The organism is Apilactobacillus micheneri (assembly GCF_006493595.1).
Lineage (GTDB): Bacteria > Bacillota > Bacilli > Lactobacillales > Lactobacillaceae > Apilactobacillus > Apilactobacillus micheneri.
Map to the genome: position 1 here is coordinate 85,100 of NZ_QUBI01000003.1, position 25,319 is coordinate 110,418.

A 25,319-nucleotide genomic window follows, 5' to 3' on the forward strand; every position below is an offset into this window, starting at 1 on the left:
CATTATAAAAATTAAAAATAGATAACACATCTTCTTATAAAAAAAGAAGACCAACACTAAAGTTAGCCCTCCTTTTTATTTTCTTATCTCGCGTTTGCAAGAAATAAAAAGACAATAAAATAATAATTAATATCTTTCTGAATCACTTTCGCGTTTGCAAAATTAGATATTAAACAATTAATAATAACATACCATGAATCATTTAACTCTAACAATGCCTACTCTTCTTTATCAATCATCATCCCTAAATCATTATCGTAAGTTAAAATATGCCCATTAATGATAAATTGATTATTTTCATCTAAAATAATTCCCAATGATCCCTTTAACCAACTTTGTTCTTGCCAATTAGCTAAGTAATCTTTATTAAATTTTTCTAGTTCATCAATGGTTTGCTCAATACTATAAGTTTTAGATAAAACATTAGGTAACTTAATAGTATTTTCAGCTAATGATTTAGTAACAACGTAATCACCGTTTAAAACGCTGTCTTTCAATGGAATGTCATTGCTTAATAACGAATAGTCATTATCACCAATAGATTTGACCATAATAACCTCAACACTATCTTCACCATCACGCACTTGTGCTAGACCCATAGCATCACTTTTTTCTAAATCTTGTTCATTAGGATTATTAAGCCATCCAATTAAATCATCATGCATATTAGAATATTTATCAATCATATAAGTTGAAGCAGCTGTTCTTTCATTTTTAATATTATCCTTATACTCAGAAAAAGTTTTATTATATTTATCTTCTAATTCAGATGGTAAATCAATATCCTTATCAAAATCATACACTTCTTGGATTAAATGTGAGATATCGCTTGGTAAAGATATTGTATCTTTTAAGTAATTTTGAGTTCTCATCAATAAAGCATCCCCATAAATATAAGATGCGCCTGATTCGTATTCATAATCTTTAGAAATGCCTAATATATAACATTTAGGTGTAGATAATTTTTCTGGACGTAAATCATTATTTACTGAATGACGTTGTAGGCGACCAATCCTTTGTAAGATTAAATCCATTGGTGCTAAATCTGTAATCATAACATCAAAATCAATGTCTAATGATTGTTCTAACACTTGCGTCCCAATTACTATTTTTAGTTTAGGTCTTTCTTCATTATTTTTGCCAATAGTGTTTAACAATTTTGTTTCTTTTACTCTTCTATCAGTATCAATAAAACTTGAATGTAAAATCTCAACACTTTGTTTACCAAATATCTTAATTAATTCTTTACCTAATTCTTGGGCTCTGTACACAGTATTAACAACAATTCCACAGACTCCACCACCAGATAATAAATCTTGCACTTTAGATATCAAATTATTATCATCCAAAATATTAATTTTAATTTCTTTTGACCTACTAATTGGTTTAAAGGAGTCTATTGTTTTGATATCATTTCCATCGCTATAAGAAACTAATGGGTATGAAAGATTGCTTTTGATTTTATGATTAACATTATCATCAGTTTTATCAAGATAGGCATCCATAAATTCCATTCGCTTTTTAGCAGGTAATGTTGCAGATAGTATAACCACTGGCACATTATATTTGCCAAGCCATTCTAACGCTCTACAAAGATAAGATTGCATATATGAATCAAAGCCATGGGCTTCATCAATTACGACCACTTTACTACTAAATCCTAAATGTCTTAGTGCCAAATGTTTCTTTTTTAGTGCTAACAATAATAATTGATCTACCGTTCCAACAACAAAATCGTCTAAAATTGCAGTTTTGGAACCTAAAAACCATCGGTTAACCATTACACCAGCATCAATATTTTCATCACCAATATCAATACTATGAGGTAAAGCGGCAAAATCATCATTCAGCGCAGCTTTACCATGAACTAATTGGATATCTTTATTTTCATCGTCTTCTTTAGCTAAGTGTTCTAACCAATAATTTACTCTTGCAAACATTGCATTAGTAGTAGCTTGAGTGGGTAAGCAATAAAATATGCCATCAGACCCATGTTTCTTAGCTAATTGTTCAACTGTGGCCAATGAAGCTTCAGTTTTACCGGATCCCATTCCTGATTCAATGATTACTATTCCTGGATCATTAGTTTCGTTAATTCGATTAAATATTTTTGATTGAAATTCACGAGGCTTAAAATTAAATCTATCTTTATAATATTCATCAACAAAATCATGTTCTTCTGGCATCCATCTAGGATTTTTAAACCATTTGCGCCAACCTTCTTCTAGTCTCTTATCCAAATTTAATGATTCATACTGGTTTGCATCAAATAATGGAAAATAGTTTTCATTACTGGCAATCCAATCTGACATAACTAAAAGTCCTTCTATAATGACTTGAGCTGCAATAGTTTTTATTTTAGGTATTTCATTAACATTAGAATAGCCACTCTCAGATAATGACCAATCAAAAAACTCTTTTTGGGTGCTTGCCCATTTTTTATGTACTGAATTGTTAGACTGTTCTTCAAAATAATAGTTCATCGAAAATTTATCTATATTATTATTTTTATGGTCTATGGGTTTACCATGATGACCGCCTATAATTGATCCAATATCATCATTGACGCCAAAGTTTTCTAATATTGCCTCTCCAGCCAAAGCATGTGGAGATTGTTCAGGATAAGATAATGGATAATCCATGAAATCAGCTGATAAATAATTACCATTAAATAATCTTTCTAACAGAGTATGATCTAAATCTTTAATCCCCTGATAGCTTTTTTTCATTTGAAAAGCAGGTGTAGCTTTACCAATATCGTGTGTAATACCAATAAATTGAATCAAATTTTCTTCATTTGAATTGCTGAAAGAAGACTCCAAAGACTCTTTTATAATATTTCTTTGATGATCACTCAAATAAAATCTATATAACATATGAATCACAAATTTTGTGTCTAATAAATGTTGATATAAGGGCAACCATTTAGGATTCCCATCATTACCTAAAGATTTTTTAGCCCATAAAATTTTGTCTACCATATACTTCTCCAATCAATAAATAAATTTTAAATACAAATAATATGAATAAAGAATTAAAACTACGCTTGTAATTTTAATGCAAATCAATTAAATTCAAATATTATTTCCACTTCATGATTTTAAAAAATACAATATAATCAAAGAATAAAACAAATATCATAGGTATTAACCACTCTAAATGTAAACTCATAAATTAAAGCTCCTTTCATTTATATATGATATACTCTATTTCGCTTTGATTTCCGTAACCGTCAAAAAAATCACTCCCGCGTCTGCGGGATATACTGACTTTGATGTGCCTAACGCTGGGGATGATAAGAATCACTCCCGCGTCTGCGGGATATACCAAATGAGGAGTTTTTTAAACTATCATCTGTAAGAATCACTCCCGCGTCTGCGGGATATACGCAAAATATGAGTGTTATGGATATTTATAAAAAGAATCACTCCCGCGTCTGCGGGATATACAGATGGTTTAATACCAAAATCTTGCAATCGACAGAATCACTCCCGCGTCTGCGGGATATACGAATGTCATCAGGATTAATATCTTCAAAAAGAAGAATCACTCCCGCGTCTGCGGGATATACCAATTCTTCCAGTTGAGTGCAATTTGAAAGATAGAATCACTCCCGCGTCTGCGGGATATACCTTTTAAAACAACACTTAATTCAAAAAAGTTCAGAATCACTCCCGCGTCTGCGGGATATACTGATAGTTTTTTAGACAAATATAATACTGATGAGAATCACTCCCGCGTCTGCGGGATATACTGAATGGAAAAAATCTAAACCTTAAGGCTCGTAGAATCACTCCCGCGTCTGCGGGATATACTATGAAAATCAAAGTAAGAATTTAAATTTACAAGAATCACTCCCGCGTCTGCGAGATATACCTGTTTTCATACCTCCTAGCGGATACATAACCAGAATCACTCCCGCGTCTGCGGGATATACTCCAAAGGAATTGAAATTTTAAAATTCTGTTTAGAATCACTCCCGCGTCTGCGGGATATACTTCAAGTTGACTATGGTATGAATTCAAATCATAGAATCACTCCCGCGTCTGCGGGATATACGAAAGAAAGCATATGTCAATGTATAGTCAACTAGAATCACTCCCGCGTCTGCGGGATATACCCTTGTTTATGACTGCCAATTTTGGACAGGTCAGAATCACTCCCGCGTCTGCGGGATATACCAATTTGTTAACACTAAAATCGTAAAGGATACAGAATCACTCCCGCGTCTGCGGGATATACTTTTACTCAAAGTGGAGAGTTGCAAGATTCTAAGAATCACTCCCGCGTCTGCGGGATATACAATCGCACATTGGTGTCATTTGGTTCAAATATAGAATCACTCCCGCGTCTGCGGGATATACATACACAATTGGTATCAGACGTCCACTAAAGGAGAATCACTCCCGCGTCTGCGGGATATACAGGTTGCCAGCCTGAAGACGTCCGTATGGTCAAGAATCACTCCCGCGTCTGCGGGATATACCAGCTAAATACCGACTACAAAAAGCAAAATCCAGAATCACTCCCGCGTCTGCGGGATATACATACTCAAATCCAGCCTGTACGCCTTCCTTTAAGAATCACTCCCGCGTCTGCGGGATATACAATTACAATTTTAGTTAAGGATTCATATATATAGAATCACTCCCGCGTCTGCGGGATATACTTTAGCTTTAGCACAGCATAATTTTGAAAAGAAGAATCACTCCCGCGTCTGCGGGATATACTCAACTTGGAGCTAATGGCCCATCTTTATATGAGAATCACTCCCGCGTCTGCGGGATATACAGAAAAATGGTTTTGTCTTAGTTAATTGTAAAAGAATCACTCCCGCGTCTGCGGGATATACAACACAGTCGATATGTACAAACGGAAAACAATAGAATCACTCCCGCGTCTGCGGGATATACTTTTGGTATTTTCATTCCATTTCTTTCTATTAAGAATCACTCCCGCGTCTGCGGGATATACCTTAATCTAGTTATTCTTGCTACCCACTTATCAGAATCACTCCCGCGTCTGCGGGATATACACAACTTCTTAACTAAGTTTATGAATATCTTTAGAATCACTCCCGCGTCTGCGGGATATACACTTAGAAAAAGCTGATATAACAACAATTACATTTTTAATAAATGCAAATTACATTTACTTTTATTATATTAACATTAATAATTATTTATTCATACATAATTATTTAAAATAAAAAAGTGGCCATGAAATTTAATTCATGACCACTTAATGTAATAAAGAAAAGACAATCAATATAGATTATCTTGTGATGAGTTTATTGAAAATTAAATAAAAGAAGCATATTATGCTACAAATATTATTTTATATGATTAATAATGTTATATCAATATAAAATCTTCTTATTTACACCCCACCCAAAAACCGCTATACTTATAAACATACTAAAAATAAAACATAGAAAAAGAGCGTTGATCGACAATTATTACCAGTAATTATCGACCAGCTAACAAAGTAATCGGACTACTTGTTAACCTTTAACGCTCCTTAGTTATTATATAAGAGCTAAGGATTCGTTTCAATATATCTTACATATATGAGGGGACAAGTTTATTACTTGTGCCCTCTTTTTCTGTCCAAAAAGGATGGATAATAATGAAACAATTTATTAAATTTGATATTGATTTACGTAAAGATAACCGTTTAAATAATGATGCTAGATTAGCCTATGCTTACTTATATGACCGCATGCAATCTTCAATCAAGCGTCGTGAATTTTTTGATAAAAAAGTGAATGCCTATTATGCGATTTATACGGTGGAAGAAATGATTAAAGATTTAGGTGTTAGTCGCAATACGGTAATTAACGTTTACAAGAAATTAGCGGAATTAGGTTATGTCATTAAGAAAAAAGTCTTTAATGGCGCCACGCGTTTCTTTTTACCACATTTTCATGATGATAGTGTAGATTCTAAACCCACCCAAGTTGATTCTAGCAACTCTAATCAAACTAACTCTAAACATAACACTAATAAGACAACTGTTACAGCAGGTGTTAATATTAATCACCAAAATCAGCCGGTAAACATTAGTGAATTTGATTTAATGCAAAATGTGGTCGATGGTTTAAAAGCTAAAGCGGCCTTCGAACCAGACTTAATTAATGTCTTAGTGAAATATTCTGAGAATGCGCATTGTTTATATCAATATGCACAACTCATTTTCAAAACGAAAAAAACTTCACTGAAGCGTGCAATAAAGCACGGCTACATTGAAGCTAGGAAAGCATTACATTTTGAAACTAATTGTCATATGCAAGATAATTTAGTTAAAACGATGCGTAATTTAATCATTCAAACGAAAACTAATCATAAACTACATAACAAAACTGCTTATATTGCAAAATCCTTATATAAGTTTTTTGATGATGCGGTTTTAGATTATCATGACCGTATGAATATGCATGTAATGAAGGATTTTAACATCCCCATTATCTAATTAATAATTATCGTTTTTCAATTTACTTGCATAGTAATTAACGGCATTCTTTTGGGATTTACTATGATAATATTTATTAACTAAATATTTAATTGATACATGACGTTGCTTAATAAAATGACCATGCGCAACATCTTGCTTAGGACCCACGTACCAGTATTTATAATAAGCAGTATTCCCATTGTGCTTGTAATAAATAAAACTAGTAGGATCACCTTGACCAGTCACATATGAATATCCCTTTAGCATATTAGCATGCTTACTATCAGCATAGGCCATTGCACCTGCTTTTGAATATGCTTTAACCATTTTAGGTGAATATAAATACTTAAACGTCATCATAATACCTAACTTTTTATCGTTTAATTTATAACGATTATATGTAGTATTAGCACTTGCAGATTGGCTATTAATTGAAGTTAGTGTCATTGGAATAAATAACATTGCAATTAATAAGACAATGATTGATTTTTTATTTTTCAACATAAATGAATACTTCTTTCTATATATAGATTACAAATATATTATACATTTTATATAGAAATTTTCATAAAGGGTTTTCTTTCATATATAAAGTGCTAAAATATCATTCGTCTTTAAAATACATATTTGAAAGGAGCATAGTAATCATGAAATTAACTAATAAACTTTTACTATGCATCGCCGCAAGCTTGTTCATAGGAATCAATTCATTTGAAATTAATGCTTTTGCATTTAGCACTGGTGCGCACGTTACTGAAACCACTCCCCATGAAGAAACTACAACAACTCATGAAGAAAATGAGACTACTGGCGCAGAACATGAAGATGAAACCACTAACACTAATACCAAGCATAATATGGATACTGATGAAATGTCGGATAATGCCAATGAAGATGCTTCTGACAAGGATATTGATCAACAAACCAAGATAAATAAAAACGACAATAAAAATATTAATAATAATGACGATTATGGAAAATATAATGAAATAAAAAAACCAAGTGATAGTAATAAAAATCAACTACCATATTGGTATTTTGTAAGTAATCACAATTTAGACAATAGTGATTCTAATGGTTACAATCACAATCGATTACGTGAACTAAAGCGCTACTATAATCGAATTAAAATCACTAATAAGATTCCTAATCCAGTCAATAATATCAATGATTTAAAAAATCAAAAGAAAATAATTGTTACTCCTAACAACGTATACAGTAATTATTTCAAAGATATTTATCCAGATATACCAATCGTTATCGCCAATAGTGATACTGGTAAACAATTCATTAAGGATAATAATTTAACCTTTGATAATGAACCCATGATTTTAAATAAAGTTAATGATAAATTCACTGGTCATGTTATCGAACCTGCAACTGAAAAGTATCAAAATAAGATCAAGAATGAAATTAAGCAACTAGTCCAAAAAATAAAAAATGAATCAGACGATGATAATTCTGATATGGGTGGTATGCTAATTTTTGCAGTAACTATCGTCGCAATCTTTGTTGGATTAGGATTGAAATATAAAAAAGAAAAATAAGGAGAAATTATATCTATATTTTAAAGCAGCTAGCTAACATTATTATGGCATTTTTAGACATTATGCTGATATTAGGCTTAATCCTAAATATGTTATTTAGTGCAGGCGGAAATTTCACTTTATATGAACTAATAAGAATATATGCTTATATCATATCTAATGTCTGTTTGATTATGTTTTTAATTATTCAAGTAATTATATTCTTTTATGTAAGTTACTTTAAAACGATTACTATTTTTAATAGCTTATTATTAATATTTGAATTCTTCCTATGTATGATTGGCACGCTAATCATGCCAACATTTATATGCCACTTATGCTATACAATTGTATTGAGTTTACCCAAATTAAAGCAATAAAAAACGATCAATCTTTTTGAAGATTGGTCGTTTTAATTTTAAATTATTTTAAATCTTTAAGTGCTTGTTGAGCAGCCACATTCATAATATTCCAAGGACGATCAAAGCCTGGTTGGAAGAAGAAGTCAGCATAAGCTAGATCTTCAACTTTCATGTGAGCTTGAATTGCTAATGAAATAGTATTCATATTTTGAGTGGCATCTTGTTTAGACATAACTTGGCCACCTAAGATTTCATGAGTTTCAGGATTATAAGTTAGTTTAAATAATACTTTGGCGTTTCCAGCTTCATCTGGCACAAAAGCTGGTCTAAAAGTATCGGTTACTGTTGTTGATTGAGTCTTAACATCAAAACGTGAAGCAGTACCTTCCTTAATTCCAGTGGAAGCGAATTTATAATCAAAGACAGATAATGCACTGGATCCAGAAACTGGTACCATTTTATGTTCTTGGCCTAATGCATTCATCGCAGCAGTACGACCTTCACGACGAGCATTAGTTGCCAATGCAATAACTGATTTTTCACCAGTTGGTGCAAATGGTACTAAAGTTGCATCCCCAATTGCATAAATGTCGGATTCACTAGTTTGCATATATTCATTATTCTTAATGAAGCCATGGTCATCTAAATCAACGACTCCGTTTAACCATTCAGTATTAGGACGAATTCCAGCAGCTTCTACTACTAAATCAGCAGGAATTTCGTTTCCCTTTGATGTCACTGCAGTAGTTACTTTACCATCTTCACCACGATATTCAGATACTCCTTGGTTTCCATAAAAATCAACATTATGTTCTTTCATAACCTTGGTTAAGGTATCAGTGAATTCTTGATCTAGATAAGCACCTAATAGTCGTTCATTAAATTCAATAATTGAAACATGCATGCCAGCTTTAGCGAAAACTTCAGCAGCTTCAATTCCAATGTAACCAGAACCAATCACTGCAACATTTTTAACAGTAGGATCAACTGTTTTTTCCTTTAATTTAATTGCCCAGTCACGACCACGCATTTTATAAATGTTTTGTAAGTCTTCACCTTTAACGCCAAGGCTTGCTGGATTAGCACCGGGACTGATGATTAATTTATCATAGTGTTCATCACGTTCAGTGCCATCATTGTGGTTTAAAACGTGAACAGAATGATTTGCAGGATCAATTGCGCTGATTTCTTGTTTTACAAAAACATCCACGCCTGCTTTATGCATTTGATCTGGTTTAGCATAGCTAACATCATTAACATGTTTAACTACCCCTTCCAGATATAATTGCATCCCACAAGATAGGAAAGAAATGAAATCTCCCTTTTCATACCATTGAATTTCGGTATCTGGTGCGTCTGATAAAATTTGACTGACCGCATCATAACCACCATGAGAAGAACCTAAAACGATAACTTTCATAATATATAAACCTACCTTTCATCCTCAAACCAGTTTATAACATTTTTTACTTTATAATCATTATTAACTGATCAACTGTGAATAATATAACAAATATATTTTGTTATTACAAATTATATGACTTCATAGTTTTGAAACAAAATATTATAGTCTTTAATTTAATCCTACTATACTTTAAGTAGAAGGTTTTGTGAGAAAGGTGGAGTTATTATGTTTGACTATAATATTTTATCTTTAGTACAAAAAATTGCGAAAGATTACCCTAACCAATCAGTTAGCTTGGATAGTATTTTAGATTATGTAAAAAATGATTTAAAAACTAAGATTCCAGATAAAAATAAATTGATTAATGAATATGTTAAAACTAAGGGCCAATTTAACTTAGTTACAGTTGGCGATTTAACTAATAAATTACTAAAAATTTGTGATGATGATGCAATTAAGTTACCTAAACAATTTAAAAATAAACTAATAAATGATGCTAATAAACGAGAGTTAATTGATTTAGATAAGTTTGGCAGCATTAATAAAAATCCTAATAAAACTGGTGGTATCAGTGTTAAATTTACTTTAGATAATTTGATCAAGAATGGTTTACCTAAAGTAGTAACTTATAAAGAATTGGATTACCGCGTCAAAGATTACTTAAATTACGTGGTTACAAATGATCAATCAAACATTGATAATTATGTAAATAAAGAAGATCAACAATTAGATAAGTTTATTGAGCTAATTTCTGAAATTGCCATTCAAGTTCCTGATAAAAAGGCTTCCAGAAATACTTTATTAAGCTTGTTAAAAGGTAATCAAGCACAAAATAAATTGCTATTATGCAGTATCCTATTAGATGCTCATATGATGGCGGCCAAAGATTTCAGATTATTTAATGAAGATGATGTTGCCTTTATGAATAAGTATCCTAAGCAACATAAAGCTTTAAATAAAATGATTGATGATGACTTAATCATGAACTTAAAGGGTTACGAAAATAACTCCAACGATAGAACTACCTTTAATATGCAGGATTTTGTTAAAGTCCCTAAATGTGTAACTTATGGTGAATTGCTAAAGAATTTGAGAAATGTTCAGATTAAATAGTTAAGCAAATTAGTAAATAATTGCATATTAAGTGTCTATGATATTATATAATTATAAATAAAAATAAGTCCTGCTAGTACAGGACTTCTATGTAAAGCCGTTTAAGACGGTGGATACTATTGATTAAATGTAACAATAACCGCTAGCTGGCCATAGCTGAAGCGGTTATTTTTTGTCTTTATTAAATAATAATTTTATTTTTGTTTATTGTTATAAATAAAGTATCCATCGTAACTCTTTTTACTGTTTAATTTATTATTTTTGGTTTTATTACTATCAAAAGACCAAATATAAATATGATTTTTATCATGTACTTTAACTAAATTAGTAACTCCAGTCATGCCAGAATCATTAAATTCATAATACATGGCACTATGTTGTTTAGATGGCATTGCACCTGCTTTTAATAAATAATAATTATTGCCTAAATATTTATAATGTGGATTCATTCCTGCCATTGCTGAATATGGAACTCCACTACCAATCTCTTTTTTCTTCATATTATAATTAATAGTCATTGGATTGTAACCCATGCCAGATGTGAATGAAGTAAAAGCTCTATTATATCCCGGTTGTTCCAAAGCAAATTTACTATGTTTATTACCACCATGTTTTATATAATTAGTACTCCAACTACCCTTACGAACAAGCACTTTAGGATTACCTTTATGCCAAATATTTTTATGAGCAGCATTGGTATTACCAATATTTAAAGCAAAGGCAACTACAAATATTGATAATGTTGCTGTCATGAATGCAATAATTTTATGTGATCTCATAAATACATCCTCCAAATTTAAAATTAACACTTAACCAAATACTAAGCCTAGATTGAACGTATGACAATCTTTGTTTAGAATAAAGATAAAATATGGATAAGTGGAGGTTTAATTATGAATATTAATATGACACCCATAAAGAACGATAATGTTGAGACATTAAGAGACATCAGTATTGAAACTTTTAGAGACACATTTGGCGACTATAATAGTGAAGCAGATATGCAAAATTACTTTGATACAGCCTACAATGTTGATGAACTAAAAAAAGAAATTAATGATCAAAATAGTAATTTCAAATTTGTTTTTTGTGATCATAAGTTAGCTGGATATTTAAAATTAAACATTGGGGATAGCCAGTCAGAAATTAAAGTTAAAGATGCCTTAGAAGTAGAAAGAATTTACATCAAAAAAGAATTTAAAAGAAAAGGTCTAGGCACATTCTTAATCAACTATGCAATGGAACAAGCCAAAAAGAATGGTCTAAGTAATGTTTGGTTAGGTGTATGGGAAAATAATGCAGCCGCTATTCATTTCTACAAAAGAATGGGCTTCAGAGAATTCGATGATCACGTTTTCCAATTAGGCAATGATCAACAAAGAGACTTATTGTTCAAGAAAACAGTTAGATAAACAAATGTAAAAAATAAGCGGCTAAATTAAAAAATAAATTTAGCCGCTTATTTTTTATCTTAACCTGGTAAAGCTCCTGTTAGTAATTGCACAATTCCGTATATATCGTCAGGAAATGCCATAATAGCAGCTTCGTCCACTTCTTCTGGAGTCATTTTTTTACTAATAATGATAGACAACGCATTAGCAATTTGAACTGATTGACCACCTAAAATGGTAGCTCCAACAATTTGATGTTCTTTATTTAGAATAATTGTTGCTTCAGATGTATTCCTATCAGCAGGTTCAAATACTAACATTCCATATGGAACTTTCTTAATTTCATAGTCATCATTATCTTTAACATCTTGAACCTTTAGTCCAACTTGAGCCAAACGTGGTAATGAGAATAATGCTTCAGCAATTGGTGGGTATTTAATAGCTGGATTATCATCATTTAAAATATCTTTGGCAATGTAATTAGATTCAAAAGTAGCAGTTGGAGTCAACTTAGGTTCTTTTTTATCAATTGCATCCCCACTTACAAAGATATTCTTAACACTAGTTCTTAGATGATCATCAACTTTAATTCCTTTACGACTAGCTTCAATCCCTAATTTATCTAAACCTAGATTTTCATAATTAGCAATACGACCAGTAGCATCTAATACATATTCAGTATTAACTTCTAAGCCCTCTTTAGTCTTCAAAACAAAACCATCATCAGTCTTAGTAACCGATTCAACATTTTGATTGAAATCAAAATTGATACCGTTTTTCTTCATTCTCTTTGTTAGTTTTTTAACATATTTAGGGTAGAAATTACGTAATGGTTGATCCGAATGTCCGATCACTTCAACTTCTGCTCCTGCCGCACGTGCTAAATCAGCAAATTCATACGAAATAATCCCAGTTCCAATAAAAGTGATATGTTTAGGCATCGTAGGCATGCTTAAAAAGTCACGGCTATCATGTAAATATTCTTGACCTTCAATATTCAATTTAGAAGGACGAAGACCAGTTCCAATCACAATATAGTCAGTTTCATAAATATCTTCACCAACTTGCACATGATTTTTATCTTTAATTGAACCCCAGCCATCAATGATATCAATACCTAATTTAGGGAATGATTTTCTGATAGCCTTATGATCAGGATCTGAATCTAACATCTTATGTTTATGATCCATTAAGGTTGGCCAATCAATTTGCACTTCGCCTTTTAGACCAGTAGTATTTTCGACTTGGTGTACAACGTCAGCAGGTCGATCTAATAAGAACTTAGCATTACAGCCATAATTGGTACAAGTACCAAAAATTTTGTCCCCTTCAATCAAAGCCACCTTTTTACCTTTTTGAGCTAATTTCAAAGCTCCATGCCATGTAGCATGGCCACTACCAATGAACATAACATCATATTTTTTAGTCATAATTATTATTCCTTCTATCTACATTGTTTAGTTGTTAAACAGTGTAGCAAAATTCAAACTAAAAATATCTTAAAAAGCTCACTAAATTATGGTGATAATAATAAAAAAATAGTGTTACCATAGATTTGATAAAAATAAAATGAAGAATAATTAATAAGGGGATAATAAAATCAACGATTTAATAAAGAAAATATTATTAAATTCAAAATATAGTAATGTCCAATTACATCCATATAAAAATAAATCAAAAGCTGAAGTAAAATATAAAGACAGCTATAGAAGAAGATATTTTATTCATAATATTATTAGGTGTGATTATTGGATTAAAGATAAAACTATTAAAAATAAAATATTTCATTATATTGAAGAGGAAGAAAATTCAATCAATTTGGACAGAAATAACATTCTAACCAAAGATGATTTAAAAAACTTGTCTAAGTCATTAATTAATTTAATTAACAAAATCAATAATAATGCAGAAAAAAACAATGGCAACAAATCAATTTCACCATATGTAGATATATTTAGAAAAGGTGACAATGCTTTATTAAGCGTTAGACTAGAAAGTACTCACCCTTCTAGAGAAAAAGTCATTTAGAAAAAATAAAAGCTCGCTAAGAAATTTTCTTAGCGAGCTTTTATTATCTTACATATACTTATCAACTAATTGTTCAAAATTCTTATTTTCTAGTGGGTAAGCAATTGTTTTATAGTTTAATAAATCTGAATCAGTTACATTATGAGAAATGGAGTTATAACCCCATGAACCAGTTCCAAGAGTTAATGATGGATCCATGCCATTAACAATGTCACCAACACCACCAATTCCACATTGGGTATTAACTAGAATACGACATGCTTTCATAGTTAATCCAAATTCAGTAACTAAGTCATCATCAGTTGTACGAATAGCAGCAGTATGACCTAAACCACCATAGTTCAACAATGCTTCAACAATTCTGAAGGCCTCTTTACGGTCATTTGCCTTATATACTGAAACAACTGGTGATAATTTTTCACCTGATAATAGGTAATCTTTACCAATACCAGTTAATTCAGCAGCTAATAATTTAGTATCAGCAGGCACTTCAATTCCAGCCATTTCAGCAATCTTAGTAGCAGGACGACCAGCGATTGGGCCATTCACACCACCAGTTTTTTCGTTGAACATAGTTTTAGCTAATTTTTCTTGATCAGATTCTTTAACAAAGTAAACACCTTTATCGGTTAATTTACCCTTTAAGTCATCATAAATATCATTATCAATAACTAAACTATTTTCAGTGGCACAAATCATCCCATTATCAAAGGTCTTAGATGCCAAAATATCATTAGCAGCAGCTTCTAAATCAGCTGATTTTTCAACATAAAGTGGACCATTACCGGGACCAACACCTAATGCTGGTTTACCAGTTGAATAAGCAGCTTTAACCATAGCAGGACCACCAGTAGCTAAAGTAGTTGCGACCCCGTCATTATTAATTAATTTGTTAGTAGCTTCAATACTTGGTTCAGTAATCCATTGGATACTTTCTTTTGGAGCACCTGCAGAAACTGCAGCATCTAATACCACTTGAGCAGCTTTTGATGAACTCTTCATAGCTTGAGGATGGAAACTAAAAATAATTGGATTTCTAGTTTTCATTGCCAAAATAGCTTTGAATAAAGTTGTTGAAGTTGGGTTAGTAACTGGAGTAATTCCAGCTAAAACACCAAGTGGTTCAGCAACTTTAACAGTCTTTCTTTCGCTGTTCTTATCAACAATTCCCACTGTTTTATGGTCTTTAATGCGATGACCGACTTGACCAGAAGCAAAGATATTTTTAATTGCTTTATCATGAGCAACCCCACGACCAGTTTCTTCATAGGCCATATTAGCTAATTCTTTACTATGTTCCAAACCAGCTTTTACCATTGCATCCACAATCTTGTCTACTTTTGCTTGATCAAAAGTCATCATCGTTTTCAATGCATCATTTGATTTTTTTACTAATTCATTAATCATTTCATCAACTTGAACCATTAAGAACATCCTCCTTCAGAAAATCCTAATATATGACTACTATTAAATTGTAACAAATTTCACAAAATGCATTCAACTATTCTGAGACGAATCTAATCAATTTTTTCAGCTTGGTTAATTGATAATAAATATAAATATTTACCAGTCACTGGTTTATTTAAAATATTAGATAATGCTTTCGCATAGAGATTGATTTGACCACGGTATTTGTCAATAATTTTTGCGACATGCTGATCAACATTATGATTACCAATATAATCAGTTTTGTAATCAAATAGCACCACATGGTCAGAAAATTCTAGATAGCCATCAATAATTCCGTGAATTAATATTTTTTCATCGCTATCTTTATCAAAGCCATTAAAGACTAAATTAGCATTCATCAACATTGAAAATGGTGCTTCTCGTGATAATTTATCATGATTTTCTAAGATTAACTGTCCTAAATCAGTATCAAATAATTTAACTACTTCATCGACATCAATCTTAGCAGCCACTTCTTTAGTAATCACTTGATCTGCCACTAACCTTTCAATTAAATCAATAATTTCTTGATTAGATGGTCGTTTGGATAAGTCTAATTCTTGTAAAATCAAATGGGTTGCCGTTCCGACTTCAGCCGGACTAGGTTGACTAACTGCTTGCATAAACTGTGGCTCATTAAAATCACTATTTACATACCGACTACTTTGTTTATTTTCTTGCCAGTCTTCATCGTAGTTCCCTAAAGTGATGTTATCGGGATCTTCAAATAAACGTTTAATTTCGGAAACTGATTGATAAGCAGTTGTTTGCGTGGCCACTTGATCTGGATATTGATAATCCATAATTTGATCAATCTTATCGACATTAATATCTTCTGGTAGTGGTTGCTTAGCTAATTTTTTAAATGCCGCTAACCACTCCTTATTATCAGTGTTATCACCACTAATTAGATTTTTCGATAAATCATTTTGATTATAAAAGTTTACATCAAATTGCGTTATATCATCATTTAAACCAGTGTAACTAATATCATCCCCAAATTTTTCACGAAAACGTGGATGACGAACTAATGCTGGCCCAATCCAATCTAAATAATTTTTGGCGCCACTTCTTAAAGCATTGGATAACAAGAGCTCATTACTATGAGCAGCTTTTTGCCAGGCATCAATAATCTTAGTACGATCATTGCCATTCTTAGTAGCTCCAACAATGAATAATTGTTGTTCCGCACGGGTTAAAGCCACATATAATTTACGCATTTCTTCAGCTAATAGCCCTTTGTTTTCCACTTGTGTAACAACTTGGCGCTGCAAAGTATCTTCTTTAACTCGATTATTAGGATTTAAATAAGTAATCCCTAAACCTAATTGGTCGTTTAATACATATGGTTGTTTGCTATCTTGTTGATTAAATCCATGAGATGCATCAATCAAAAATACCACTGGGAATTCTAGTCCCTTACTTCCATGAATGGTCATAACAGAGACCGCATTAGTATTTTCATCAGCATTGGCTTCATCTAAATCTTCATTTCGTTCTTGCATATGACGAACAAAACGCACGAATTGGAACAATCCTTTAAAACTAGTTTTTTCATAGTCAAAAGCGCGTTCATAAAGTGCATGTAAATTAGCTTGGCGTTGTTTTCCAGCAGGCATTCCACCTACATAATCTAAGAAACCAGTTGTTTGATAAATATGCCAAATTAAATCCACAATTTCATGTTGTTGAGCAATATTTCTAAATTTATTTAATTGTTCTAAAAAGACTTTAATTTTATCGAAAACTTGATTCCCAAATTCAGTATCTGCAGTTGTTGGATAATCATGCATAAATTTAAGCACTGCATTAAAGTAATCACCAGTTTTAGCATTAATCCTTAAGTAAGCTAACTGATTTTCATTCAAACCAACAATCGGTGAACGTAACACTGCGACTAATGGAATATCTTGGTATGGATTATCAATAATACTCAATAGTGCCATCATAATTTGAATTTCAGTGGTTTTGAAATAGCTTTGCGCTCCATTCACAATTAATGGAATATTATGACTACCAAAAATATCAGATAAGACTAAATTATTGTTTCTAGTTGAAGAAATAATGGCGATATCTGAATATTCAACCGGACGCATCGTTTGCTGCTTACGATCATAAACTGGCATTTGTTTATTAATCATTTCATCAATTTTTTGTGCAACAATTTCAATTTGTCCATGCGCACTATCTTGAATTTGAAATTGTTCATCAACTGCTTCTTCATCAGCATCTTTGCTTTCATACATTAATAAATCAACATTCGCCGTTAAATCATCAGGGTACTTCGCACCAGCTTTTAATTTAGCAGCGTCTGTATAGTCGATGTCCCCAATTTGTTTATCCATAATTTGCGTAAAAATTAAATTAATAAATTCATCAATGTTTTTAGCTGAACGGAAGTTATCAGGTAACACGATGGTGTCATCATCTTGACTATCCATTCGATCAATAAACATTGAAGGATCCGCTAAACGGAAACGATAAATGGATTGCTTAACATCCCCCACCATAAACATATTGCTAGGATTTTGCTTAGCGACCGTTGAAATAATGGCATCTTGCAATCGATTATTGTCTTGATATTCATCAATCATAATTTCATTATATTGTGATTGTAGAATTTCACGAATACCTTTTGATTTTGCATTATCACCACTCAAAATATCATAAGCGTAATGTTCCAAATCAATAAATTCTAGTGCATGGCGTTTCAACTTCGCTTGTTGATAATTATCACTAAACGTTAGAACTACTCGTACTAATTTATCCACTAATTTTTTAGAAGCTTGCATAATTGATAAATTATCAGCTTCATTTAATGCAAAATATTTATCAGGTAATTTTTGAAAGGCTTTTTTAGCATCATTTCGAATATTTTTAATGCGGTCATGAGTAGCTTTATCCACATCGTCATAATCTTTATTGGTGCGAGGGAAACTCTTAAATTTAACCTCGCTAAATGTCTTTCTCAAATCGTCCCATTTATTTTGTTTTAATGAATCTAAAAGTTGTTGCATTGCTTCAATGTCTAATTGTACGCAAGCAGCTTCTTTTTCTAATCCATTATCTTCAGCAACTGTTTTAGCTGATTCAAATGATAGTTTTTGTTGTGCCACTTCATTTTCAATAATGGGTAACAAATGTTTTTGGTAAAAATCACTATCGGTAATGGAACCAGCACCAATGTCATAGATATTAGGCGTTTGCTTCAACCATTCGATGGGATCTTGATTAACATTGGCATAATCATAGGTTTTGAAAACTAAGTTCGTTAAACCATCGTCAGAACGATCATCCGAGAAGTTTTCCGTTAATTGAGCAAAACTACCATCTTTATCATTAGCATACAAATCTTCTCTAACATTTTCCCAGACCTGTTCTTTTAACATTTGGCTTTCCGTTTGGTCTGCTAATAAACGAAAGTTCGGATCTAAGTTAATAATATAGTAGTAATTTTGCACAATTTTCTGACAAAAGGCATCTAAGGTTGAAATGTCAGCAACTGATAAGCGACGTAATTGCTTCACTAAGAATACCTTAGTGTCATTATTATCAGTCTGATTAAGCTGTTCACGAAGTGCCGTTTGAATCCTATCACGCATTTCTTTCGCTGCTGCTTTAGTAAAAGTTAAAATCAACATTTCATCGATATCAATATGTTCATTTAATAATTTGTTAATGACTCGATCTACTAACACGCGCGTTTTCCCAGATCCAGCAGATGCTGAAACTAAAACGTTTTTATCAAATCTATCAAAGACGGCCTGCTTTTGTGGTTTTGTATATTGCATGATTAATTGTCACCCCTTAACTTCTTTAGAATACTTGGTAGGTTATATTCATCGACATCGCGGTAATTGTTTTCATTTAATAATGGGTCAAATTGCATGATAGAACGATAAGGTGTGTACTGCATTGCGTCTTGATTTTGTCCCCAGCGAGCTGGCTTCATATCAATATCTCCAGAGAAAATATCATGCCCAGCTTTAGTAATTAATTTTTCATTATGTTTTAACAACAAATCTAAATCATCCGGTTGCACAATGGGACTACTTTTATAATAACTACCATCTTTTTTCTTTCTAATTGGAAAGACTTTCGAGCTACCATATTTTTCGTCCGCAATCGTTTCATCAATTTTTTGCAATAAGTCACCGTTATTAACTAAGATCCCTTGGTATTTTTGTTTACTTAAAATTGCATCTTCAAAGGTCTTTCTTAAATCACTCTTGGAATATTTAGGATTAAAAATATGCATGTAAACCGCACCGGCTAATTCAGCCTTACCTTCTTCATCAAAGATACCTAAATTATGTGCCAACACATCAATATAAGTCATCATTTGCATTGACGTTCCATCGTAAACTCGACCAAAATCCATTTTACGTTCACTCGATTTGTAATCTACAATTCCTAAATAATCATGGCCATCCACATTCATATAGTCGATCCGATCAATTCGACCACGTACATTAATTAATTTTGGTGTTTTGATTTCTTTATCTTCTGGAATATCAAATTTCAATGGTTTTAAATCATTTTTATGTCCCACTTGGCCAAAAGATATTTCAGTTTTGCGTGGACGCATTGGAGTAAATTGGCTTTGTTTTTGCATCGTTTCAATCGTGTGTTTAATCGTTTTAATCAATTGTGATTTAATGTAATTCATACGACTAGAACTTTGTAAAATTGTGTATTGCATATCGTTAGGATCTTCTAGCATCTTAGCGGTGACTGTATCGACTAATTCATTCATCGCTTGTTTATCTAGTGTTGATAAGTCCACGTGTTCTTCATTCACTACACGCATTAAGCGGTCTAATGCTTCATGATAGAACTGCCCCGTACTTGCTGGTGATAAATCAAAGACATCACGTTCTTTTAAATTTAAACCATACTTCAAGAAATATTCATAAGGATTACTGTAGAATTGTTCCAATTTAGAAATCGAAGTATTTATTTGATCACCGTAAAGTCCAGTAATAATATCATCGGTTAATTTAGTGGGCGTATTATTGTAATCCAAACCACCTAATAATTTATCAGTTAATGCCGCTAAATTATTATCTTTAACTAATTGATTATAAAGATAGTGCCAAACGGGTGCTAATTTAGTATTAGTAGCTTTACTATTTTGACTAGCTTGCACTAAATGCCTTAGAGTCGCACGTTTAGTTCCAATAAATTGGCTGATGATTGGGTCATCAGCTTTGGGCATACTCTTTAAATGTTCCACATTTAAATTAAAGTGATCCACAATTCGTGATACATATGGAGAAAGATTGATGGAACTGTCATCATCTTCACCTAAAGTATATGAAAAGATTAATTTATCACTACCTGCTAAAAATGCTAAATAGTTTAAAAATGGATCATTAGCCATTTGTTTTTCTGATGTTTCACGCAAATATTGACCATCAGCAAAACTATCTTCTAAATCATCACGATCAGCATCACTAAATAAAGCTTCATTAGTTACTTTATCAGGCATCACATCATCAGTTGAACCCATCATAAAAATAACTTTGCGATTGTTCATTTGCACAATTCCACTTTCAGAAATCGCAACTTGGTCTAATGTTGAAGGAATTTGCGAATAGTTAGCACCTTCAAAACCACTTTGTAGTAACAATAGGAAGTCTTCTAGTTTAAATTCACGATCTCCTAAAATTGAAACGAAGTCATCGAGCAAGTTACAAAATGTTTGCCAAACTTGTTCTGGTTGCGAAGCTTCAACTAATTTTCCATCATCAATCGATTGCTTACGCCATGCTTTTAATTGGTCAGCAACCCCCATCTTAATTAAGAATTCATATAAAATTTGAGCTGCTTTTACTCCAGTTTTAGCTTTTTTAATCCGTTTAAAGAATGGAGGTAAATTATCTTTAATAAAGTGGCGAATCATATTAATTTGTTGATCGATTTCCACAAATTTATCTGCTTTTACTCCAAAATCACTATCGGAGAACCATGCGTATTGCCAGTCCTCATCTTGTAGCCAACGATTACCTTCATAGCCGTTTTTCAAAACTAAGTTTTCAGTTAAAGCTATAGCTCTGCGATAATCTTCAATCGAAACATAATCGCCATTTTCATCTTTAGGAATAAATAATTCCGTTTTTAATAAACGCATGACATCGGCATATTGATAACTGCGTTTACTATTAACTGGATCAATATTGAATAATGAATTAATTAGTTCCACTAACGGATGATCTTCCATTGAACGACTAACGTCATTAAAAGAAGGAATATCTTCTAAATCAAAAATGGGTGCTAACACATTTTGATAACGGTCTAGATGACGAGTCATTACTAAGAAATCAGAATAATGATAATGCTGAGTTGCTACCATCTGCCGAATCTTAGTTGCAATATGTTCTACTTCTGAAAATGGACTATCCGCGAGAAATACTTGAATGGATTCATTGTTTTTTAATGGTTCATTATCAATTGCACCTAATTTAGTTGATTGTTGCCAATACTTATCAAATGTTTTTAAGTCATCGCTAACAAGTTGTCGCTTAGCCATTTGATCCACTAATATATGGGTATCATTATCACGCGCAAAATTATAAAAATGATTGTATAACTTGGCGGATTGATAAAAAAGATTGGGACTTTCTGGTAGTTGATTGGCATATTTTCGGTCTAAATTTAAAGAGATCGTCACACTTTTAGCATATTGAATTAAGATTTCAACTAAGTGGCGTTCTTGAGCAGTAAATTGGTTAAAACCATTAAAGTAAAAATGACTGTTAGATAAATCTAGATTACCTGCTAACAAATAGTCACAGAATGAATTAATTACATCCGATTTATATAAATATTTACCATCAGTTTGTTCTTCAAAAGCACGATAAATAATAATAAAATCATGCATTTTATCATGTAAACTAGATTTTAAATGTTCATTATTTTCATAAATAGTATTTAAATCGTCAGCAGCAATTTGACCTGCTTGCATTTCAGAAATTTGTTGGGAAATTTTTTGAATAAATCCTGGCTGTCCACTTTCGCCACGAAAAACTGTTAATTCATCTTGATGATCTAAAATAATTTGATAAATTAACATGTTAATTCCTGATTCACTTAAACGGGTACGTTGATATTCAGGATTGTTTTTCATGTAATACCAAACTAAACGGGTGATTGAAAAAGTTTGAAATTTACTTTCCGCATAGATTGATTCATCGTTAAAATTTAACTTTTTTAAGGCCTGAACTTCAGACTCAAATTTGATATGGTTAGGCACCAGATAAAAATACTGATCATTGGGATTTTCATTTAGTGATTTTTTAAGTTGTTCAATAATAACTGCTTCATGGTCATAACTAGCAGTTCCTAAAATAAATTGTAGTGCCATTAAATTATCCCTTCTTTTTCATTAAATAGTATCTATCATTATATATTTTGCAAAAAGAAAACGCCATATTCTAAAAATGTTTCACATGAAACATTTTCAAAATACAACGTTTGAAATCGCTAATTATGCTTCTGGTAATTTGTTTTCTGGTAACTTATTTTCCTTTAATACTTTATTAGTATATTGTTCAATATCCATAGCAACTTGTTGCATATTTTGATCTTTAGGATCCATATGTCCAGCAGTATCTTGTGCCACTGCCCAATATGCTAAGTTATCAGTTACTGGAATGATATCTCTAACAATTTCCATTTCAATATTTGGACGAGAATTCTTTAATTGCTCAAAAGTATTATAATCGGTGATCATATGCATATATCCACCTTGTTTAGCAACACTCTTAAAGATAACTAAGTGTGATTCTTCTCTAGTTGCTGATAATTGTTGTTTAATTTGGGATAATTGTTGTTTGTTTAATTGTAATGCCATAATCTACACCTCGAATAATTTATTATTCCTCAATTAATCCAATAGATTGATTAAGAAATTCTTTCTTCACAACCACATTGTAAGCTACATTCGCAACGTTATCAAAAGAAACTTTACCATAATCCATTGATTTTCCTTCATCAATAATTTTCAATTTGCCATTATTTTGTTGTGTCATTTCAACTGGTCTTAAAACTGTATAGGGAATTTCATATTCATCGACCAATTTCACAGCATATCGTTGTTCATTTAAATATTCTTTTGCATTATCGACATTATTATATGTAACTTTTTCATTTAGTTCATTATCAATGCCGGCAGTTGATAGCATTATAAATTGCTCTAATGGTGGATTTACTTCATCTAAAGCTGAAAACAATGCTTCAAAGTTTAAATCAACATCCATTGGTCCTAAAAATGAATAAATAATGTTCACATCTTTGACTTCATCAATATATGAACCTTCATTATCAAAGTCAATATCACTAAGAACTTTCACATCGTATGATGCATTGTCATGAAACATTGTAATCATTTGTTTGGCAACTGAATTGTTGCCACCTAATACTAAAATTTTCTTCATATTTACCACCCCAGTTTTCACAACTTAAGTGTAACAAACATTATTAAGGGAGTGAATTACAAAATACTTTAAAATTACTTATTTTTAGTTCATAATTATTATGTTAATAAAAATTGAGGAGGCAAATTTTATGGTTAAAATTGGTAAATCAACAGTTGAATCTACTGCACTTGGTTTAGGTACTAATGCAGTTGGTGGAAATAACTTATTCCCAAACTTAAAAGATGATACTGGTATTCAAATTGTTAAAACTGCTCTAGAATCAGGTATTACCTTACTAGATACAGCTTTTGCATATGGAATGGGCCATTCAGAAGAATTAATTGGTAAGGCTATTAAAGGCTATGACCGTAGTAAATTTGTCATTGCTACTAAAGCTGCTCAAGACACTTCTGGTAGCGAAGTTACTATTAATAACAGTCCAGAATTCCTAAAACAAGCAGTTAACGATGCGCTTAAGCGTCTTCAAACTGACTACATTGATATTTTCTATATTCATTTCCCCGATGACAACACTCCTAAAGATGAAGCAGTTGCTGCATTAAATGAAATGAAAAAAGAAGGTAAGATCAAAGCAATTGGAGTTTCAAACTTCTCACTAGATCAAATTAAAGAAGCTAACAAAGATGGATTAGTTGATGTTGTTGAAGACCAATACAGTCTATTACACCGTGATGCTGAAAAAGAATTATTCCCTTACTTAAGAGAAAACAATATTTCATTTGTACCATTCTTCCCTCTAGCATCTGGATTACTAACTGGTAAATATTCTAAGGAAGTTACTTTCCCGGAAGATGATATCAGACACGGTAACCCTGATTTTGAAGGCTCACGTTTTGAAAAGATCGTGGATACAGTTGATAGCTTAAAACCATTAGCTGACAAGCATGGTGTTACTATGGCTGAACTAATTCTTGCATGGTACATGAAGAACCCAGACATTACTGTTGTAATTCCTGGTGCTAAGAAGCCAGAACAAGTTCAAAGTAACGCTAAGGCTCTAAACACATCTATTAGTGATGCTGATTACCAAGAAATTGATGAAAAATTTAAAAATCTATAATTATATTTATAGATAATATTAAAAAGTCAGATTCTAAATTGGAATCTGGCTTTTTTATCAAAGGAAGCGATATCTATCACAATTTCTACGA

15 protein-coding genes, 1 pseudogene and 1 CRISPR repeat array are annotated in these 25,319 nt (G+C 31.9%); of the genes and pseudogenes, 6 read left to right on the top strand and 10 right to left on the bottom strand.

The annotated features are described in order from the left end of the window. Positions 1–218: 218 nt before the first annotated feature. Positions 219–2,981 (bottom strand): CRISPR-associated helicase Cas3', encoded by a 2,763-nt coding sequence (cas3, locus tag DY123_RS04155; protein WP_140934401.1) that lies wholly within the window; start codon positions 2,979–2,981, stop codon positions 219–221. Positions 2,982–3,237: 256 nt separating this feature from the next. After that, positions 3,238–5,096: direct repeats of the CRISPR family, unit length 29 nt; unit sequence AGAATCACTCCCGCGTCTGCGGGATATAC. A gap of 532 nt (positions 5,097–5,628) precedes the next feature. Here cas3 and DY123_RS04160 point away from each other — a divergent pair. Further along, the gene (locus DY123_RS04160) at positions 5,629–6,471 is read left to right on the top strand and encodes a replication initiator protein A (RefSeq protein WP_140936201.1); all 843 of its coding nucleotides are present in this window, start codon (positions 5,629–5,631) and stop codon (positions 6,469–6,471) included. Here DY123_RS04160 and DY123_RS04165 read toward each other — a convergent pair whose 3' ends face one another. Beyond that, the gene (locus DY123_RS04165) at positions 6,472–6,957 is read right to left on the bottom strand and encodes an Lreu_0056 family protein (RefSeq protein WP_140936202.1); all 486 of its coding nucleotides are present in this window, start codon (positions 6,955–6,957) and stop codon (positions 6,472–6,474) included. Between the two features lie 143 nt (positions 6,958–7,100). Between DY123_RS04165 and DY123_RS04170 the strand changes: the two genes are divergently transcribed. Then, entirely contained in the window at positions 7,101–8,000 is a 900-nt protein-coding gene (locus tag DY123_RS04170) for a hypothetical protein (RefSeq protein WP_140936411.1), read from the top strand. Between the two features lie 402 nt (positions 8,001–8,402). Here the strand turns inward: DY123_RS04170 and DY123_RS04175 are convergent, their stop codons facing one another. Beyond that, the gene (locus tag DY123_RS04175) at positions 8,403–9,761 is read right to left on the bottom strand and encodes an FAD-dependent oxidoreductase (protein WP_140936412.1); all 1,359 of its coding nucleotides are present in this window, start codon (positions 9,759–9,761) and stop codon (positions 8,403–8,405) included. Between the two features lie 210 nt (positions 9,762–9,971). On the opposite strand from DY123_RS04175, the gene DY123_RS04180 reads away from it, so the two are divergent. Next, positions 9,972–10,859 carry a hypothetical protein gene (locus DY123_RS04180; protein ID WP_140936204.1) on the top strand — a complete coding sequence of 296 codons (888 nt, stop codon included), beginning with the start codon at positions 9,972–9,974 and terminating at the stop codon, positions 10,857–10,859. 194 nt (positions 10,860–11,053) lie between these two features. On the opposite strand, the gene DY123_RS04185 is transcribed toward DY123_RS04180, so the two are convergent. Further along, positions 11,054–11,638 carry a hypothetical protein gene (locus tag DY123_RS04185; protein WP_140936413.1) on the bottom strand — a complete coding sequence of 195 codons (585 nt, stop codon included), beginning with the start codon at positions 11,636–11,638 and terminating at the stop codon, positions 11,054–11,056. Between the two features lie 114 nt (positions 11,639–11,752). Here DY123_RS04185 and DY123_RS04190 point away from each other — a divergent pair, with 114 nt between their 5' ends. Next, the gene (locus DY123_RS04190) at positions 11,753–12,271 is read left to right on the top strand and encodes a GNAT family N-acetyltransferase (RefSeq protein ID WP_108982632.1); all 519 of its coding nucleotides are present in this window, start codon (positions 11,753–11,755) and stop codon (positions 12,269–12,271) included. Between the two features lie 59 nt (positions 12,272–12,330). On the opposite strand, the gene DY123_RS04195 is transcribed toward DY123_RS04190, so the two are convergent. Continuing rightward, complete coding sequence (locus DY123_RS04195) at positions 12,331–13,680, bottom strand: dihydrolipoyl dehydrogenase family protein (protein ID WP_140934413.1); 1,350 nt, start codon at positions 13,678–13,680, stop codon at positions 12,331–12,333. A 388-nt stretch (positions 13,681–14,068) separates the two neighbouring features. On the opposite strand from DY123_RS04195, the gene DY123_RS04200 reads away from it, so the two are divergent. Beyond that, on the top strand, positions 14,069–14,278 hold the full coding sequence (locus DY123_RS04200; protein WP_140934414.1) for a hypothetical protein: 210 nt from the start codon (positions 14,069–14,071) through the stop codon (positions 14,276–14,278). A gap of 54 nt (positions 14,279–14,332) precedes the next feature. On the opposite strand, the pseudogene DY123_RS04205 reads toward DY123_RS04200, so the two are convergent. The 5 genes and pseudogenes from DY123_RS04205 to DY123_RS04225 all read right to left on the bottom strand — a co-directional run. Then, positions 14,333–15,712, bottom strand: a pseudogene (locus DY123_RS04205) (aldehyde dehydrogenase family protein); the annotation flags it as partial. A gap of 83 nt (positions 15,713–15,795) precedes the next feature. Further along, positions 15,796–19,518: a helicase-exonuclease AddAB subunit AddA gene (gene addA, locus DY123_RS04210; protein ID WP_140934415.1), complete on the bottom strand. Its 3,723-nt coding sequence runs from the start codon at positions 19,516–19,518 to the stop codon at positions 15,796–15,798. Positions 19,519–19,520: 2 nt separating this feature from the next. Continuing rightward, positions 19,521–23,093: a PD-(D/E)XK nuclease family protein gene (locus DY123_RS04215; protein WP_140934416.1), complete on the bottom strand. Its 3,573-nt coding sequence runs from the start codon at positions 23,091–23,093 to the stop codon at positions 19,521–19,523. Between the two features lie 123 nt (positions 23,094–23,216). After that, positions 23,217–23,582, bottom strand: a complete 366-nt coding sequence (locus DY123_RS04220; protein ID WP_108982627.1) for a hypothetical protein — start codon at positions 23,580–23,582, stop codon at positions 23,217–23,219. 22 nt (positions 23,583–23,604) lie between these two features. Further along, complete coding sequence (locus DY123_RS04225; RefSeq protein ID WP_140934417.1) at positions 23,605–24,165, bottom strand: NAD(P)H-binding protein; 561 nt, start codon at positions 24,163–24,165, stop codon at positions 23,605–23,607. 130 nt (positions 24,166–24,295) lie between these two features. Here DY123_RS04225 and DY123_RS04230 point away from each other — a divergent pair, with 130 nt between their 5' ends. After that, on the top strand, positions 24,296–25,228 hold the full coding sequence (locus DY123_RS04230; protein ID WP_438830213.1) for an aldo/keto reductase: 933 nt from the start codon (positions 24,296–24,298) through the stop codon (positions 25,226–25,228). The last annotated feature ends 91 nt before the right edge of the window (positions 25,229–25,319 follow it).

Bases quoted from the DNA above. Each gene is read 5' to 3' on its own strand.
- cas3 (WP_140934401.1), bottom strand. From the start codon at position 2,981: ATGGTAGACAAAATTTTATGGGCTAAAAAATCTTTAGGTAATGATGGG.
- DY123_RS04160 (WP_140936201.1), top strand. From the start codon at position 5,629: ATGAAACAATTTATTAAATTTGATATTGATTTACGTAAAGATAACCGT.
- DY123_RS04165 (WP_140936202.1), bottom strand. From the start codon at position 6,957: ATGTTGAAAAATAAAAAATCAATCATTGTCTTATTAATTGCAATGTTA.
- DY123_RS04170 (WP_140936411.1), top strand. From the start codon at position 7,101: ATGAAATTAACTAATAAACTTTTACTATGCATCGCCGCAAGCTTGTTC.
- DY123_RS04175 (WP_140936412.1), bottom strand. From the start codon at position 9,761: ATGAAAGTTATCGTTTTAGGTTCTTCTCATGGTGGTTATGATGCGGTC.
- DY123_RS04180 (WP_140936204.1), top strand. From the start codon at position 9,972: ATGTTTGACTATAATATTTTATCTTTAGTACAAAAAATTGCGAAAGAT.
- DY123_RS04185 (WP_140936413.1), bottom strand. From the start codon at position 11,638: ATGAGATCACATAAAATTATTGCATTCATGACAGCAACATTATCAATA.
- DY123_RS04190 (WP_108982632.1), top strand. From the start codon at position 11,753: ATGAATATTAATATGACACCCATAAAGAACGATAATGTTGAGACATTA.
- DY123_RS04195 (WP_140934413.1), bottom strand. From the start codon at position 13,680: ATGACTAAAAAATATGATGTTATGTTCATTGGTAGTGGCCATGCTACA.
- addA (WP_140934415.1), bottom strand. From the start codon at position 19,518: ATGCAATATACAAAACCACAAAAGCAGGCCGTCTTTGATAGATTTGAT.
- DY123_RS04215 (WP_140934416.1), bottom strand. From the start codon at position 23,093: ATGGCACTACAATTTATTTTAGGAACTGCTAGTTATGACCATGAAGCA.
- DY123_RS04220 (WP_108982627.1), bottom strand. From the start codon at position 23,582: ATGGCATTACAATTAAACAAACAACAATTATCCCAAATTAAACAACAA.
- DY123_RS04225 (WP_140934417.1), bottom strand. From the start codon at position 24,165: ATGAAGAAAATTTTAGTATTAGGTGGCAACAATTCAGTTGCCAAACAA.
- DY123_RS04230 (WP_438830213.1), top strand. From the start codon at position 24,296: ATGGTTAAAATTGGTAAATCAACAGTTGAATCTACTGCACTTGGTTTA.